Annotated in this window: 12 protein-coding genes; 8 read left to right on the forward strand and 4 right to left on the reverse strand. The window is 68.8% G+C overall.

Going from position 1 to position 14,506, the window contains the following annotated elements; genetic code table 11:
* Positions 1–163: 163 nt before the first annotated feature.
* The 3 genes from ABD269_RS30335 to ABD269_RS30350 form a co-directional block, all read right to left on the reverse strand.
* Positions 164–1,189 (reverse strand): hypothetical protein, encoded by a 1,026-nt coding sequence (locus tag ABD269_RS30335; RefSeq protein WP_344123108.1) that lies wholly within the window; start codon positions 1,187–1,189, stop codon positions 164–166.
* 494 nt (positions 1,190–1,683) lie between these two features.
* Complete coding sequence (locus ABD269_RS30345; RefSeq protein ID WP_344123110.1) at positions 1,684–2,481, reverse strand: nucleotidyltransferase domain-containing protein; 798 nt, start codon at positions 2,479–2,481, stop codon at positions 1,684–1,686.
* A 478-nt stretch (positions 2,482–2,959) separates the two neighbouring features.
* Positions 2,960–3,670, reverse strand: a complete 711-nt coding sequence (locus tag ABD269_RS30350) for a hypothetical protein (RefSeq protein ID WP_344123112.1) — start codon at positions 3,668–3,670, stop codon at positions 2,960–2,962.
* 321 nt (positions 3,671–3,991) lie between these two features.
* Between ABD269_RS30350 and ABD269_RS30355 the strand changes: the two genes are divergently transcribed.
* The 7 genes from ABD269_RS30355 (at position 3,992) to ABD269_RS30385 (ending at position 10,690) form a co-directional block, all read left to right on the forward strand.
* On the forward strand, positions 3,992–5,572 hold the full coding sequence (locus ABD269_RS30355; RefSeq protein WP_344123114.1) for a Mu transposase C-terminal domain-containing protein: 1,581 nt from the start codon (positions 3,992–3,994) through the stop codon (positions 5,570–5,572).
* The gene (locus ABD269_RS30360; protein ID WP_344123116.1) at positions 5,569–6,339 is read left to right on the forward strand and encodes an AAA family ATPase; all 771 of its coding nucleotides are present in this window, start codon (positions 5,569–5,571) and stop codon (positions 6,337–6,339) included. The genes ABD269_RS30355 and ABD269_RS30360 overlap by 4 nt, the downstream gene beginning before the upstream one ends.
* A gap of 77 nt (positions 6,340–6,416) precedes the next feature.
* The gene (locus ABD269_RS30365) at positions 6,417–7,166 is read left to right on the forward strand and encodes an ATP-binding protein (protein WP_344123118.1); all 750 of its coding nucleotides are present in this window, start codon (positions 6,417–6,419) and stop codon (positions 7,164–7,166) included.
* Complete coding sequence (locus tag ABD269_RS30370; RefSeq protein ID WP_344123120.1) at positions 7,157–8,419, forward strand: hypothetical protein; 1,263 nt, start codon at positions 7,157–7,159, stop codon at positions 8,417–8,419. The genes ABD269_RS30365 and ABD269_RS30370 overlap by 10 nt, the downstream gene beginning before the upstream one ends.
* A gap of 180 nt (positions 8,420–8,599) precedes the next feature.
* A complete protein-coding gene (locus tag ABD269_RS30375) occupies positions 8,600–9,529 on the forward strand; it encodes a DUF6192 family protein (RefSeq protein WP_344123122.1) in 930 nt (309 codons plus the stop codon).
* Complete coding sequence (locus tag ABD269_RS30380) at positions 9,526–9,966, forward strand: hypothetical protein (RefSeq protein ID WP_344123124.1); 441 nt, start codon at positions 9,526–9,528, stop codon at positions 9,964–9,966. The genes ABD269_RS30375 and ABD269_RS30380 overlap by 4 nt, the downstream gene beginning before the upstream one ends.
* 241 nt (positions 9,967–10,207) lie before the next feature.
* Positions 10,208–10,690 carry a hypothetical protein gene (locus ABD269_RS30385; protein ID WP_344123126.1) on the forward strand — a complete coding sequence of 161 codons (483 nt, stop codon included), beginning with the start codon at positions 10,208–10,210 and terminating at the stop codon, positions 10,688–10,690.
* A gap of 51 nt (positions 10,691–10,741) precedes the next feature.
* Here ABD269_RS30385 and ABD269_RS30390 read toward each other — a convergent pair whose 3' ends face one another.
* Entirely contained in the window at positions 10,742–13,381 is a 2,640-nt protein-coding gene (locus tag ABD269_RS30390; protein WP_344123128.1) for a DEAD/DEAH box helicase family protein, read from the reverse strand.
* A gap of 331 nt (positions 13,382–13,712) precedes the next feature.
* On the opposite strand from ABD269_RS30390, the gene ABD269_RS30395 reads away from it, so the two are divergent.
* Positions 13,713–14,282 (forward strand): transcriptional regulator, encoded by a 570-nt coding sequence (locus tag ABD269_RS30395; RefSeq protein WP_344123130.1) that lies wholly within the window; start codon positions 13,713–13,715, stop codon positions 14,280–14,282.
* Positions 14,283–14,506: the final 224 nt, after the last annotated feature.

The following is a 14,506-nucleotide window of genomic DNA, read 5'->3' on the forward strand; positions in this document are numbered from 1 at the left end:
GGCCGCCCTCCGCGAAGGAGGGCGGCCGGAGCCTGCTGTGAGTCCGGGAGCGACTGTGCTGCGCAATTCCCGTTGGCCATGTGGTGATCACATCGTGAGGCTGTGCCACCCCGGGAGCGTTCGGTCGCTCACGCGGGGTTGAGGGGCCGTACTCGGGTGTGTGTCATGCTGCGGGCTTCTGGAGCCAGTCGGCTTCGGTGGTCCAGAACATGTGGCGTGCGCCGAGGTGGTCGTGGGCGAAGTCCGTGAACCGTTCGCGGGTGTACGGCTTGCCGGTCTGGGGGTCCTTGGCGTTGATGTCGGGTTCCTGGACGGCCATCGCGACGAGGGGAAGGGCATCTTTGTATTCGTGGAGGAACTTGTAGGAGTTCTCCATCTGGTACTTCCGGTCCGGCAGGGTGTCCGGTCCTCCGATGCCGATCTTCTTGTCCCTGGCGAGGTCGAACATCTCCTTCATGCGCTTGTGGTCGTCGTCATCCGGCAGGAAGTTGATGTACTGGATGAACTGCGTCTTGGTGAAGACCTTCTTGCCGTAGCGCATGTTGTCGATCTCGGCATCGATGTAGGACTTCGAGGTGTATTTGGTCTGATCCGTCTTGGTGTCCACCTCGACCGCGGTCTCCGGAAGGTTCACCCCGGCGAGCTTGCCGTCGAACTTCCCCGCCATCGCCTTCAGCATGGCCTGGAAGTCCGCCCGCACATCCTTGTTCCACTGCGCGGCCATGGCCCCGTGGGTGGTGGGATTGTCGGGGTTCTCATCGATCGTCGGCGCGATGCCGCCCTCGTCCTTCACGTACTGGGGGACATTGGCGTCCTTCATGGCTACGTCGAAGAACCGGTCCTGAACCTGGACGAACAGCTTCTTGTGACGTTCCTGGAGATACTTCAGGGCATTGTCCAGTCGCGCCCACTTGTACTCCCCCTTCTTCCCCTCAAGGGCCTTCCAGGGCGCCACCACCTGCACGCCGCCGATGTCCGAACGGTCAATCATGGCCTTGACCTTCGGGTTCTCGCCGGACGTGGCATCCTCGAAATCACCGAGCGACATGTACAGATTGTCCGTCACCTTGCCGTGGGACACGGCGGCGGCCCTGGCGGGGGCGGGAGCCGCGGCGGCGACCCCGGCGCCGGCCGTCAGGGCGACGGCCGTGAGGACAACAGATCCGACTGCACCGCGTTGCGTCATCATGAACGAGACGCTAGGGGAACGTTCTTAGCGAAAGATAAGACCATCCATCAATGGGTGCGGGCACCTTCGGCTTCAGGCCGGGCAGGCCGGGGAGCGGCTCCGTCCTCATGCGGTGAGGTTGCAGCCGAGGCGGGTGGGGCGCCTGAACCGGGAGGGCCACGGGACCCGGGTGGAGGTCGTCCACCCCCTCGGCCGGTCGCAGGTGCCGCGGCCGCTGCAGCGGGTGGTGGGGCACCGGACGGTGAACGTGCGCTGCTGGGACGGGATCGCTGCCTGCAGCTTCACCCCCTCTACACTCCCTCCACCCCGCCCCAGGGCCTGCGCCCGGTGCGTGACCCGGACGCGGTCGAGCTCGGCGATGACGACGACGGGGACCGGTGGACGGCCCCGGAAGCCAGGTCGGCCCCGGCGCCGTCCCACGGGGGAGGGCGCCCGGGCCGACCGCCTGACGGGCCCGCCCTCTCCGGCGCCTGGCCCCCGTTCTCGTACGTACGTCAGTCAGCAGACCTGCCGATGACCTCATGGAGGTACTGGACGGCGAGCTCCTCGGCATGGTGGCGCCGTTCAACGATCGCTCCCTCGGGATTGGACCATCGGCGGTAGAGGTCGACGGTCGCAAGGAGTGCCCGGCCGGCCTGGTGACGGTCGTAGCCGCACAGCGTCGCCTGAAGGGCACGCGCCTCGTCGGGCGCGATGGTCTCCAGATGGCGGACACCGCGGGAGGGTGCACCCACCCGGCGGGCGGCCAGTGGGCCGAGCACGCTGTCACGCAGGTAGGCGAGGAAGCCGATGGTCTCGAACAGTTCCCCGCGGCCGAGCTTCGTCGCGCCGTAGTGCACCCAGATCCAGAACCGGTCCTCGATCCACTGGAGGTCGAACGACGGATGGGCCGGCGGCTGCTGGGCGAGGGTGCCCGTCAGCAGGCCGTCGCGGTCCCACAGGATCTCCGGGTCCTCGATCCGCTCGGCGAAATCGGAAGCCCGCACGAACTTGAAGTCCACGTGCAGGAGAGGCGGCCCGACCAGCGTAATGATCACGCGCGGCTCGCCGACATGCTCCCCGGTGAACCCGGCTACCAGGGAAGTCCAGGAACCGATCAGCGCGAGCCGCTCCCGCATGACCGCGTCGTACGCCTCGTCGTCGATGGCCAGGATCAGGTCCACATCCGAGTAGACATCGGGGCGGCCGCCCACGAGCGACCCGGTGATCGCCACGCCGGCCACACGCGCATCCTGCTGGATCCGAGGCAGCGCCTCACTGAGGAACTGGCTGTGCACGGTGGGGATGTCCATCTGCTTTCCTTCCGGTCGGAGCAAAGCAGATCAAAGTAACACTCAGCCGGGCGACTGCCGCAACCGCAATTCCTCACAAACAGCCCTTTGCCCGGGCAGGATCAAAGAGAGCCGCACGGAGATCACGAAGTGCCGACTCGGTTCGCAGAACCCGTTCTCGCTCAAAGGTGGGTTCCGGGTACTTCTGAGAATCGCGTGTGACAGCGTCCACGGTTATGACGGACCCCCAAGAGGATTCCCCGGGCGACGCCGACTGTTCTGCCTCACATAAGTCAGGGCAGTCTCGATCATCTCGGGGCAACTGGGCAGGCGTCTCAGTCTTCCCGGGGCACACGGACTCGGAGGTCAGGCAGCCGATCCTGGCCTTCAACAGGGCTGGGATCGGCTGCTTCGCCCGGGGCCCGGTACCGGTGGCACCGCGACGGCCTGGCCCACGTCCTCGTGCCCGGCACGGGGACGCGGCGACCGTGCGGTGCGATCAGCGATCGTGGAGAAGGGCGACCGCTTCGGCGAAGTCGGCATGCGCGGGTTCGAAGGATCGTGCCGCGACGAGGAAAACCGACCGGTCGGTGAGGGCGCGGGCGAGGCGTGCGGGGTTGTCGGGCAGGCGGCGGGCGAGCGTCACACCCTCGTCGAAGTATGGCGTGAACCGCCCCTCGAACAGGTAGGGGCACTCGCCTTCGCGGACGGCCGCGCGGATGCCGATCCTGCGTTGGACGTCGACCAGCTCGGGCAGCCGGTCGGCCTCGCGCAGTCTCGCCGCCTCCGCTTCGAGGCCTGGCGGCATGCCGAGAAAACCGTCCCGCACGTCGCGCGACCATCCGAGCTCCGTGCCGAACGGTGGCATCGGGGACTCGGGGCTCGCGGCGGGTTCGGCTGCCCGCCCCGACAGGACGAAGAACGTCCTCCACCACCCGAGGATGCAACTCCAGTTCTTCGGCTCGCCCGTGGCCGCGAGCTCCTCCAGGACACTCAGGGCCTCTCGCCGGGCGGCCTCAGCACTCGCCCCGTCCCCGACACCGACGGTCTCCCGCATCCGGGAGAAGTGAACCAACTCCCAGGTGAGTAGCGCCAGAGCGGTGTGCTGTTCGGCTGCCTCGCGCCGGGTCTCCTCAGGGAGCTCGTGGAAGACGGCCGATGCGGTGTCGTGCAGCCCGGCGCCCTCCAGGTTCGCCGCCCACCGCACCATGTTCCAGAAGGAGTGCTCCGGGATCCCGTTGTGATGTGTGGTGGGGGTGTCACTGATAGGTACGGCATCATGTCGGGTTGGTGAAAGGGCCTGGTAGGGCCCTTCTTTTTGTTTCTGATGTCGGTGTCTTGATGCCGTGTCGGTCGGTGTCATCGTGCCGTGTCGTTCGGTGTCGGCGGGGCCGGATGTCCATAGGCGTTCACGGGGTGCTGTAGCAGGTGGAGCCTGCTGTGGGGTGGTGTTCGGTGGTGTTTCATCCGGTTGGGTGGGGCGCCTGTTTCGCTGTGGTCGCTGGCCTGTCCGATGTTTAGTGTCATGCGCATGACTGATGGTGCGGGGTGGGGTGAGGACCGGGCGCTGCTGCGCACAGCAGCGGTACGCCGTCTTCTCGCGCTACGGACGGCAGGGGAGCTGACCACGGGGCATGTACGTCTGGTCGCCCAGTCGCTCGACGTGCGCATCCGGACGGTGTGGCGGTGGCTGGCCGCCGCTCAGGAATCCGGTTCGCCTGAGCCTTCCCCGCGTCCGCGTCTTGAGATCACCGACGAGATCATCGAGGTCCTCGCGGACTGCCTGGGGAATGTGAAGCGGGCGCACGAGGAACTGGCCCGCCGGGCCCTTGCGGTGGGGGAGCGGCCGCCGGGGCTGAGCACGCTGCACGATGCGATCCGTCGGGACCTCACCCCGGGGTTCATGGCCGGGCTGCGCCAGGGTGTTCCGGCCGCCCGTGGTTTCGATCCCGCTTTCAAGCGGCCGGCGGTTCACCGGAACGAGGTGTGGGAGGCCGATCACCAGCACGCCCCGCTGCGTGTCGTGCTGCCCGACGGCTCGCTGAGCCGGGTGTGGGTGACCTGGTACGAGGACCGGGCCACCTCGATGGTGATGGGCTGGGCGGTCACCGCGTCCAGCGCGCACCGGGACTCGGTACTGGCCGCGCTGCGCTCGGCGGTCTTGACCGGCGAGGACTACGGGCCGGCCGGTGGCCTGCCCTCTCTGGTACGGATCGACGGCGGCGCGGACTTCGTGTCCAAAGCGGTCAAGGATGCCTTCGGCGCTCTCGGTGTGTCTCTTCACCGGGTGTTCAGCCCTCGTCACAAGGGTGGGGTGGAACGCCTGAACCGGACCGCGGTGACCCGGTTCTTCGCCGATCTGCCCCGTTACGCCGGGGCCCCGCTCCTTGATCACCGCCGTCGGGCCGGCGAGGATGACCCGCCGCTCACCTTCGAGGCGTTCGTCGGCCTGCTGCGTGACTGGGTCGAGCGGCACAACACCGTGGATGTCCTTCACCGTACGGGGATGACGCCGCTTGAGGCATGGCAGGCCGATACGACCCTGCTGCGCGAGGTCAGCGCGCCCGATCTGCGGGCCTACATGCTCAGCTCCGACGACCGCCCAAGGAAGATCACCAGCCATGGGGTCCAGTTCCACGGCCGGTACTACATGCCCGAGGACGGCGTGGGCCGCACCGGTACCCGGGTACGGGTGCGGTTCATGCCGCACCACGCCCATGAGATCGATCTCTACACCACTGCGGGCAACCGCTACCTCGGCAGAGCGGTCCTCGCGGACGAGGCCACCGAGGACGAGCGCCGCCAAGTCCTCAAGGCCCGCGCGGCCAGGGACCGCGAGTTGCGCCGGGTCATCAAGCGTTCGGCGGCCGGCCGCCGGGAGCGGTTCGCCGCGTCCACCCAGCCCGGCCCGCCCCGGCGGCTGCCTCGTATGACATCCGCCCAGGCAGCAAGAGAACTCAACGCCGCCGACCGTGCCCAGATCCCTGCCGTCCCTCGTCAGCGTCAGCGGGCTACCGAGCGCTACACCCCGCGCCTGGGCCCCGCCCCGGACTGGGCCGTCCCCCTGCCTCCCACACCTGACAAAGATTCCCCCAACGAGGAGAGACCGTGACGAGTGAAGTACCGCCCGAGCCGGGGGACATGGAGCCGGAGTTCTTCCTCGACGTCCCCGGCGCGCAGCTGGTGACGACCGATGTGCTGCTCCAGGTCCAGGACACGATCGCCGAGACGATCGAGGCGAGGGCGATGTCGCTGATCTACGGCGAGTCCGGTCTGGGCAAGACTTTCGCCACCCGCGCCGCGCTCAAGCGCATCGCGCCCGATTTGCTGCTGTCCCTGCAGTTCGCCCGCTCGAGGCCCGGGCCGAAGGACCTGCGTGAGGAACTCTTCCACCAGCTGCGTCTGCCCGGGAAGATGCCGGGCACTGCCACCCCCTTGTACCGGCAGCTCATGACCGCGCTGCCGCGGCGCCCGTACGTGATCGTGTGCGACGAGGCCCAGCAGTACAACCGCGCCTGCTTCGAGCTGATCCGTAACCTCTGGGACAACTGTCGAAAGCAGCGGCCGGCCGTGCTGTTCATCGGCGGTCACGAGGCCTACGACACCCTGCAGAGCGACCCGTCTCTGGCCTCCCGCCTGTGCGCCCGACGCGAGGTGAAGGCCATGTCCACCGAAGAGATGCTGCAGGTCATCCCGCTGACCCACGCCATCTGGGCCACTGCCGGTCCTGAACTCCTCGAGCACATCGACGTGCGTCACGCCGACGGCTCGATGCGTGAGTGGGCCAAGGTCACTCACTACGCTCTCAAGGGCCTCGCCCACTTCGGAACCGACCACGTCGATCAGCAGGTCGTCGACTGGGCCCTGAAGCAGTGCTGAGTCCCACCCGCCCTGCCTCCTTCGCCTGCGGGCTGCCGCCTTCCGCGCCTCACTCGTCCCATCAGCCCGGCCCTCCCGTGCACTTCCTTCCCCTGCTGCGGACCCGCACGCTGTTCACCGACGGCCTGCGTGACACGGCGCACGCCGTCGCCGACGGCTTCGCGAGCCGGTCCATGGTGTGCCTCACGGGGCTTTCCGGCATCGGAAAGACGTTCGCCGTCCGCACCGTCCTGGCCTCTCACCCGCCGTGCCGCCGTGCCCCGCTGATGCTTCCCGCACGGCCGGCTCCAGCCGATCTGCGTGCCGCTCTCCACGACGTTCTCGCCCTGCCCGGCCTCCCACCGGCCGACCCAGGCGTCGCGGACGCGCTCATCCTCAAGGCCCTGGCCCGCATACCACGGATCGTGGCGGTCGACGAGGCTCACCAGCTCTCCGACGTCTCCTTCGAGTACCTGCGCTACCTCTACGACACGCTGCCCGGCGGCCTGTGCATCGTGCTGATCGCCGGCCAGGACGGAGAACCCGTGCTGCGCGCCCAGCGGATGCTGGCCTCCCGGACCGCCGCCTGGCTGCACCTGGTCCCCCTCCACCCCCTCCACCCCCACCACGTGCCCGGCGCGATCTCCCGTCTCCATCCCCTCTGGCAGCACACCGACCCCGAACTGCTGCGCCGCGTCGACGCACGCTTCGCCCGCGGCCGACTACGCCACTGGGCGCTGCTGACCCATCACACCCACCACGTCCTGACCCGGGCCGGCGCGCGCTCCGTCACCCCCGAGCTTCTTCAGAAGGCCACGCACCGGATCGGCCTCGTCCCGTGCCGCTGACCTTCACCCCCCACCCCTTCCACCCCGCGGACATGCCGCCCGTCACACTGATCACCGACGAGACCGATGACGTAGAACTGGCCCGTGCCGCTCACCGCTCTGCCAACCCCGCCCGCGGCCGGATTGCCGTCGACCCGACCCCCGCCACGCTCACCTCCGCGTTCCTGGCCCGCGACATCCTGGCCGCCCTCGGCCGCACCGCCTACGCCCCCACCCGCGCCCCTGTCATCACCGCGGCCCCCGCATGGCGGGCGGTCGCCTGCTGGTTCATCGTCGACGGCATCCGGGAACTGACCGTGCTGCGCGCACACCTTCTCACTCCGGAACGCGCCGAGCAGCTGTCGGTCCTGCGTGAACTGACCGGCATCCGGTTGATCCTGCTCGCCGCACCGTCCAGTGCCACCCAGGCTGCCCGTCTCGGCACCTGCCTCGCCGAGACGGGCCTGACCGACGGACTCCTCCGCCTCACCGCCGATGACGCCCGTGCCTTCTTCACCCGCTCCCTGCCCACCACCACACCCTTGTGCCCCACGTTCCCTCTGTCTGCCGCACCGGTTTCTTCTCAGCCGGGCGCAGCCCGGAGCCAGTACCGCGCCGGACAGCTCGCCGCCTGCACCTGGCTCGCCCGCCACCGCCGCGCCACCGGCCAGGTCCCCGCGCAGCGGGACCTGGAGCTGTTCCTGTCCCGGCTGACCTGCCTCAGCCCCGACCCAGCCACCACCCTGGCCCGCATCCGCGGCGCCCAGGGCGGCTTCACCGCCGAGGGCCTGCGCCTGTCCGTCCCCCATGCTCTCGCTACGGCCCAGGGACCGGGCCTGTCCACCCTGCCCTTCACCGCCCGTACCGCGCACCACATCAGCCGCGCGGTTCCAGGCCCGCCGCAACTGGCCGCACTGGCCTCACTGTTATTCACAGGAGCCCACCTGGACCGCCTCGTCCAAGCCCGCGTGGACGATATCGACCCCGACGGCAGATTCCTGGCCCTGCCCCAGCCCGAGTCCGCCGAATTCGATCACCACAACCCGCCCCCGCCCGCCTGGTACGCGGTACCGCCCAGCGCGCGCCCGTTCCTGCGCGCAGCCCGTATGTTCCGTCAGCTGGAGCAGGTGCCAGGACACTTCCACCTGTTCAGCAAATCCTTCGGCTACCGACTCGAAGCCCTCGTGAAGGACGCAGGCCACCTGATCCCCGCACTCAGCCACCTGCATCCAGGACCTGCCTGGCACCACCAGGCCCGCCTGACGCACAGGTGACCCGGCCAGCGGCCGGAGCCCCGCCTGTTCCTGGGGTCATTGTGCCGGGTGCCTGGTGCTCTTGCCCGGACAGCAGGATGCTGCGCCCAGGAACAGAGACTGCCGGGACTGCCCCCGCGTGGCCGACGGCCGCCTGGGGCGTGAGGGCGGAACCGGGACCGCACCATTTCGGAGCCCGACATGAGCAAGCTGGAAGTCCCCCAGGGCTACACCCGCGAGCAGTGGTGGGAGTACGTCAAACAAGGCCGGCGCATCATGCGCGCCAAGAGTGCCAGCAACTTCGAGCTCGGCGATCTCCTCAACGAGCTCATCGACGCCAACCCCCGCGGCCACGGCGAAGTCACCGCCACCCTCACCCTGTATGCCGCGCAGATCCGCTCCACTCTCAAGAGTCTGCGAACGTACCGGTACGTGGCGAAGGCATGGCCCATCGAGATGCGCCGCGACGATGTTCCCTGGAGCGTCCATCGCGACCTTGCCGCCGTGCCCAACCGGTTCGACCTGATCCGCGAAGAGCCCTCCGACGACCTTGATCCAGGAGGCCGCGGTCAGTGGAGCAACGATGCGGCGCTACGGGCCCGGGACTCCCTGCCCACTACGCCCCGGACTCCCGAGGAGCGGATTGGGCAGGCCAAGCGGCTGCTGCGCGCCACGGACGAGGCCGTCGAAGCGGTCAAGCAACTCGCAGAGCGCACCGAGGTCATCGACAAGGCCATGGAATCGCCGACCTTCCGCCGCGCGGTGCGCGACGCCCACTACCACCTAGGTGAACGCCTGGAAGCAGAAAACCGCAGGCAAGACGCCCCGGCGGCCCTCGCACCCCGCTCGCAGGACCCGCACCCGGGTCCCACAATGGAGTTCCAGCAGACGCCGACGGCGGTGCTGCGCATCCTGGGGCAGTGCACGAGCTTCTGCGTCGGCATGCAGAACGCGGTGGTCGCGGTTCAGGAGGAGTTACTGACCACCGAGCACCACGAGGCGGTCCTGGACAGCCTGAAGAAGGTCCGCGCGGTGTGCGACTGGTGCGAGCACGCGGTCACCACCGGACAGGCCGGCATGGACGAGGCACTTGCCCGTCTGCTCGGCGACGAGGGGAGCGGGCTGTCATGAGCTTCCCGCGCCGCTCACCGGCTGATGTGGGGCTGCAGCTGTGGGACCTGGTCGAGCGGACCGGCGATGCCGGCATGCTCCGTGAGGCGGCCCTCGCCCACATGAGCGCCCACCAGTTCGAGATCGCCAAGGTATGGGACCGCGACACCATGTGCCCGCTCAAGGGCAGGTGTTTCCTCTACGCCCTGGGCCGCTACTTCGTCTCCACCAACCCGGACCTATCGGTCCTGGCCGTCGCGCGAGAGCTCGGCCTCGTCCACCACAAAGCGGTGCGCCTGCACACCAGCGCCATCGAGCCGCTGCTCGCCGCCAAACAGACGACCGCTCAGCTGCAGGTCGTGCACACCGCGCTCAGCGACATCATCAAGGCCACCGCCCCGCTCCGAAAGGCAGGATTCTCCGCAGACCTCGCCGCCCGACTGAAGACCACCAAGTAACCCTGCACACCAGCAGCGCATCACGAACTCACAGGACCTCCCGGACACCCCCGCGTTCCTCCCGGTACAAGCTGCCAAGCCGCACGGGGGATCCGGTGCCTCCCAAGACGCCTCTCCCTACCAGAAGACCTACCGCCAGACCCACATATTCGCCCGCTCCTCGGCCGCCGCGCACAGGAGCGGGAGACGATGAGCTGGTAATGCCAGGCAAAGAGCCTGCCGGGGAGCAGCGGAGACAACCGTGACCAGCACTGACCACGTACACACTGCGGAGACGGCCCGGCAACGGCAACGGACGTTCGTCCCGCCGTCCGAGTCGTACCTGCCCGGCGTTCAGGACCCGGCGGGCGACGCCCTGCTGGACCAGCTGTTCTACGCGACGGTGGACGAATGCCCCGACCCCAAGTGCCGACCGGTGCTGCTCGACCGGGTCGCAGGCGACGTGAGGGCGACGCGCAAGCTGGTGAACTGGGCATGCTGGATCACGTCCGAGGTGTACGGCGGGCTTCCCGAGGAGCTCGTGGACGAGGCCGCGGCGGCGGACACCGTTTTCTGCCCCTCGACCACCTTCCGCCGACTCGCTGCGGAATACCACAACCAGGGGCCGTCCTTCGACGTTGTGTACGATGCGTGCGGTGCCGCTCAACGCCGGGAAGCGGCGGACAACGCGGTCGCCTTGGTCGATGGGCTGCAGGTGTGGTGGACGGACTTCCTCTACCAGTGACCGGCCCCCGCCAGATGCTGCCCGCCGCCCGGAGCGTATGACGTGTCCGCCTCAGCCTTCCGGCTGGTGTGCCTCGCCTACCCAAGGCAGCCCAAGCCCATGGAAGAGGTCCTGCAGCTCGGGCGGGTAGCTGTCGTAGCCGTCCCGGACCGGGTAGAGGCGCTTGCGGAGCTGGACTTCCCGTCCGGCTACGACAGGCCGGTAGGAGTCGGCGACGATGATCCTCCCCGCCTCATCAACGAGAGGCCCTACCTCCTCCAGGTACTGCCGGGCGGCGAGGACGAGTTCCATGGCCCGCTCCGTGCGGCTGCGCCGCGCCTGGGGCACCCCCGCTGCGTGGACGCGTGCGTCGCCGGCGGCAGGTCCCATCCGTAGGTCCTTGAGCGCCGCTCGCTGTGCCTCGGCCAGGTCCTTCCACCGCACATGCTGCGTTTGCAGCCATTTTCCGAGGTCACTACCGCGAAACTCCCTTGGCCCGGCAAGGAGTTCGGCCCGTCGGCCGCCCTCGGCCCGGAAGAGGCGGAGCCGTACGAGCTGGCGGTGCCAGACCGCGGTCCATACCGCTTCGGGCGGCAGCCGCCACTCACCGATCGCGTCCAGCTCGGTATCCGTGACGCCGGGACGGCGGAGCTCGGTGAGCATCGCTCCGATCGGGACCTCCTCGCCGCCGAGGTCGATGGTCTCGTTCCTGCCGGGCAGCAGGTGCCCGTGGGCGGCGGTGTAGGCGCGGGCGGCGGCCAGCAGCAGGGCCCGTCCGTCCGCCCTCGGGCCCCACTCGAAGCCCATGCCGGCGAGGCGGTCGAGGTCGTCGGGGTGGATCCGCGGCCCGCGCCGCAGCCATTCCTCCCGTGCCGCCGAGGCATCGCCGCTCTTCTGTTCGACAAGGCGGGCCAGGTCCTCCCGGTCCCGCCGCGCACGGCGCCGCAGCTTGTCGAGCTCGACGGCAAGCAGCAGTCCGTCCTCCTCCCAGTCGGCAGGTACCCGCAGATGCAGATGCTCCTGCCGGAACGCGGCAGCGGCCTCCATGACCTTCAACAGGTCCCCGGCCACTGGATCGTTGACCACGGTGAACCGCAGCCAGTCCACCACCGCCCGCGACGACCGCTCCCGGGTGAGCACCAGCATGTCCGCAAGCTCCCGTGCGCGCCGCTCCTGGCGCTCCCGCTGCTCCTCAACCCCGATCACCGGCCGGGTACGGCTGGTGGACCCCTCCAAGAACGACGGGGGGCCGCCGTCGGGCTCATACGACTCCACCGCCCGCAGCATGTTGGTCACCGGATCCCAGTCCGACGACTCCCCGATCTCCGCGTCATCGTCCTCGGCCCCGGCTACGGGTCCTTCGAGGTGAATCACCGGCACGATGATGTTCGCGATCTTCTCGGGATTGTCCCGGTCGAACCGCAGCGCCCGCCCGGCGATCTGCAGCAGTTCGTGCGGCTGAGTCCGCGGCTCGACCAGGGCAACACCGTCCACGCGGGGGACGTCGATCCCCTCGTTCAGCACACGGACCGAGCACACGACGACCAGGTCGACCTCGTTTTGGTCCAGGTCGGTCCCCGCCCGCAGAGCATCAAGGGCCGCCTCCCGTTCCCTGGCCGGGGTCTCCTCATGCAAAGCGACCGCGAACACCCGCGCAGGCGCACTCGTGCCCTGCTCATGCAGCAGCCGGGACTGCTCCGCCATCGACCCCGCGGCCGCCACCGCCCCCGCCACCGTGCGGTGATACGCCAGCACCCGCCGGCACCCGTACCGCCCCGCCGCCCGCAGCACCGCCCCCGACGCCGACGTCATCAACTCCGCCTGAACCCCCGCATCCCCCCGCCCCAGCCGGTCCACCATGACCCGCAGCCGCTCCTCGCCCACCTCTGCGACCACCACCCGGGACCTGGCCAGCTTCCCCCGCCGCTGCGCCTCACTGAGCCCCATCCGGTACACCACCGGGCCGTGCATCTTCTCCGACATCCGCACCCCCGGAGTCACCACGATCCGGCCCCGCTTGTCCCGCTTCACCAGCCCCATCAGCCGCGGCGTCGCCGTCATCGCCAGCCTGCGCACCGCCGGCACCAACCGCTGCGAATTAATCCGCCCCCACACCGCCGAGGACTCCGTATGGTGCGCCTCGTCCTTCACCAGCAAATCCCAAGCCGGAAGCGACTCCACCCCGTCCCGCTCGGCCTGCAGCCGGTGCGCCGCGATGACCGCCTCTACGCTCGCGTAGGTCGTCAGCACCGTGTACGGCACCCCGGCCGCCCGAAACCGGTGCACCAGCACGGCCAGCTCACGAGGGCTGGTCGTCACCCGCACACCCTCGCCCTCCCGCCCCGCCAACGCGGCATCCCGAGGCGAGTAGACCGCCACCACCGGCCCCCGCCACCCGTACTCCCGCAACGCCTTGTACGTCTGCTCCAGAAGACTGCGCGTGGGCACCGCGAACAGCATCCCGCCCTGTGCCGCCACCCGCTCGCGCACCATGAACCCGATCCGCGTCTTGCCCAACCCCGGCGCAAGATGCACCTGCGCCCGAAACCACTTCCGCCGCGACCCCGGCTGCGCCGTGAACACCTCGGCCACCGCCTCCACCACATCCGGCTGGTGATCGAACAGCCACGCCCACTCATCCGAAGCCGGCTCCCTCGCGGCCAGGGCTACCACCCCATGACTGCCCTCCAGCACCACCTCGCCGTGCGCCACGACGACCTCCACAGGATCAGGCCACTTCGACCACCGTGGGATCGAGCCCTCTGCGGGGGTGGGTGGCGTTCTTGACCGATCTCCAAGTTCTTAATTTCCTGACAAGGCTACCGGACCCCGACCTCCTGACGCAGTCGCTTCCGCCAGCCCCTCCCGCCAAACATCACCGCACCCCAGAGCTGAGCCACTCGCCCGCACGTAGCCGCACCTCCAGGGAGCTGCGCAGCGGAGTCCTTAAACCAGCCGCCTGCCACCGGCATAAACGTCCGTGAAATCAACAGAGTTACGGTATTCTGAGGGAACGCAAACCCGTCAAAGAAAGGCCCCGTCGATGCCGGAGAGGACACACGATTTCGGCCACTACGGGGCCCGTGGCATCAAGGGTAGCGAAGCCGTCGCTCGCCAACTCGACCAGCTCACCGGCTACGTCGCCACCCCGATCACCGCCAAGCGCGGCCTCCTCGCCCGCCTGCACTACCTGACAAAGTCCGATCACGCCCGCCAGGCTGCACGCGAAGCTGGCCTGACCGTCACCGACCGCACCATCGAAGCCTGGCTGGAGGGCAAACGCCGCCCCTCCCAGGTCAGCCTCCAGCAGATCGAAACGGCCTACCGCACGGTGCGTCGGCAGAATGTAGCCCGCTACCTGCTGCGCCGGCTCAATGGCGGGGGAGGGACCCGGGTGGAGATCCACCCGTTCAACCAGTCCCAGGTCGACCGCAGGTTCCAGCGGGTGCTGGAGTACCGCAGTCTCAACATCCGCCAATGGGACACCCCCGTCCGGGCCTGGACGGCAGAGGACATGAGCGCTCTCGATGATGCCTGGGTGGACGCCATCACGGACCTCGGCTCCCAATGGGGGCAATGCGAATACGTGTCAGCCGTCGGATTCGCCGCATAGAGGTAAGTGCTCGTCAATTCTTTAAGAAATCCCAGAACTGACGAGCACTTACCAACCGGCCGAGGCACCCCCACCCCCTCACTGCGCCTTTTAGTGAAAACCGCGGAGCGGATTTCACCCGGAATTCGCGGAGCGAATTCCGGCAGGCCGAATTGCGGAGCAATTCGTGCCGCGGCCAACGGAGTTGGCCGCACCGGCGACGGAGTCGCCGGTCTGCTGCGCGG

This window comes from Streptomyces blastmyceticus (assembly GCF_039521185.1).
Taxonomy (GTDB): Bacteria; Actinomycetota; Actinomycetes; order Streptomycetales; family Streptomycetaceae; genus Streptomyces; species Streptomyces blastmyceticus.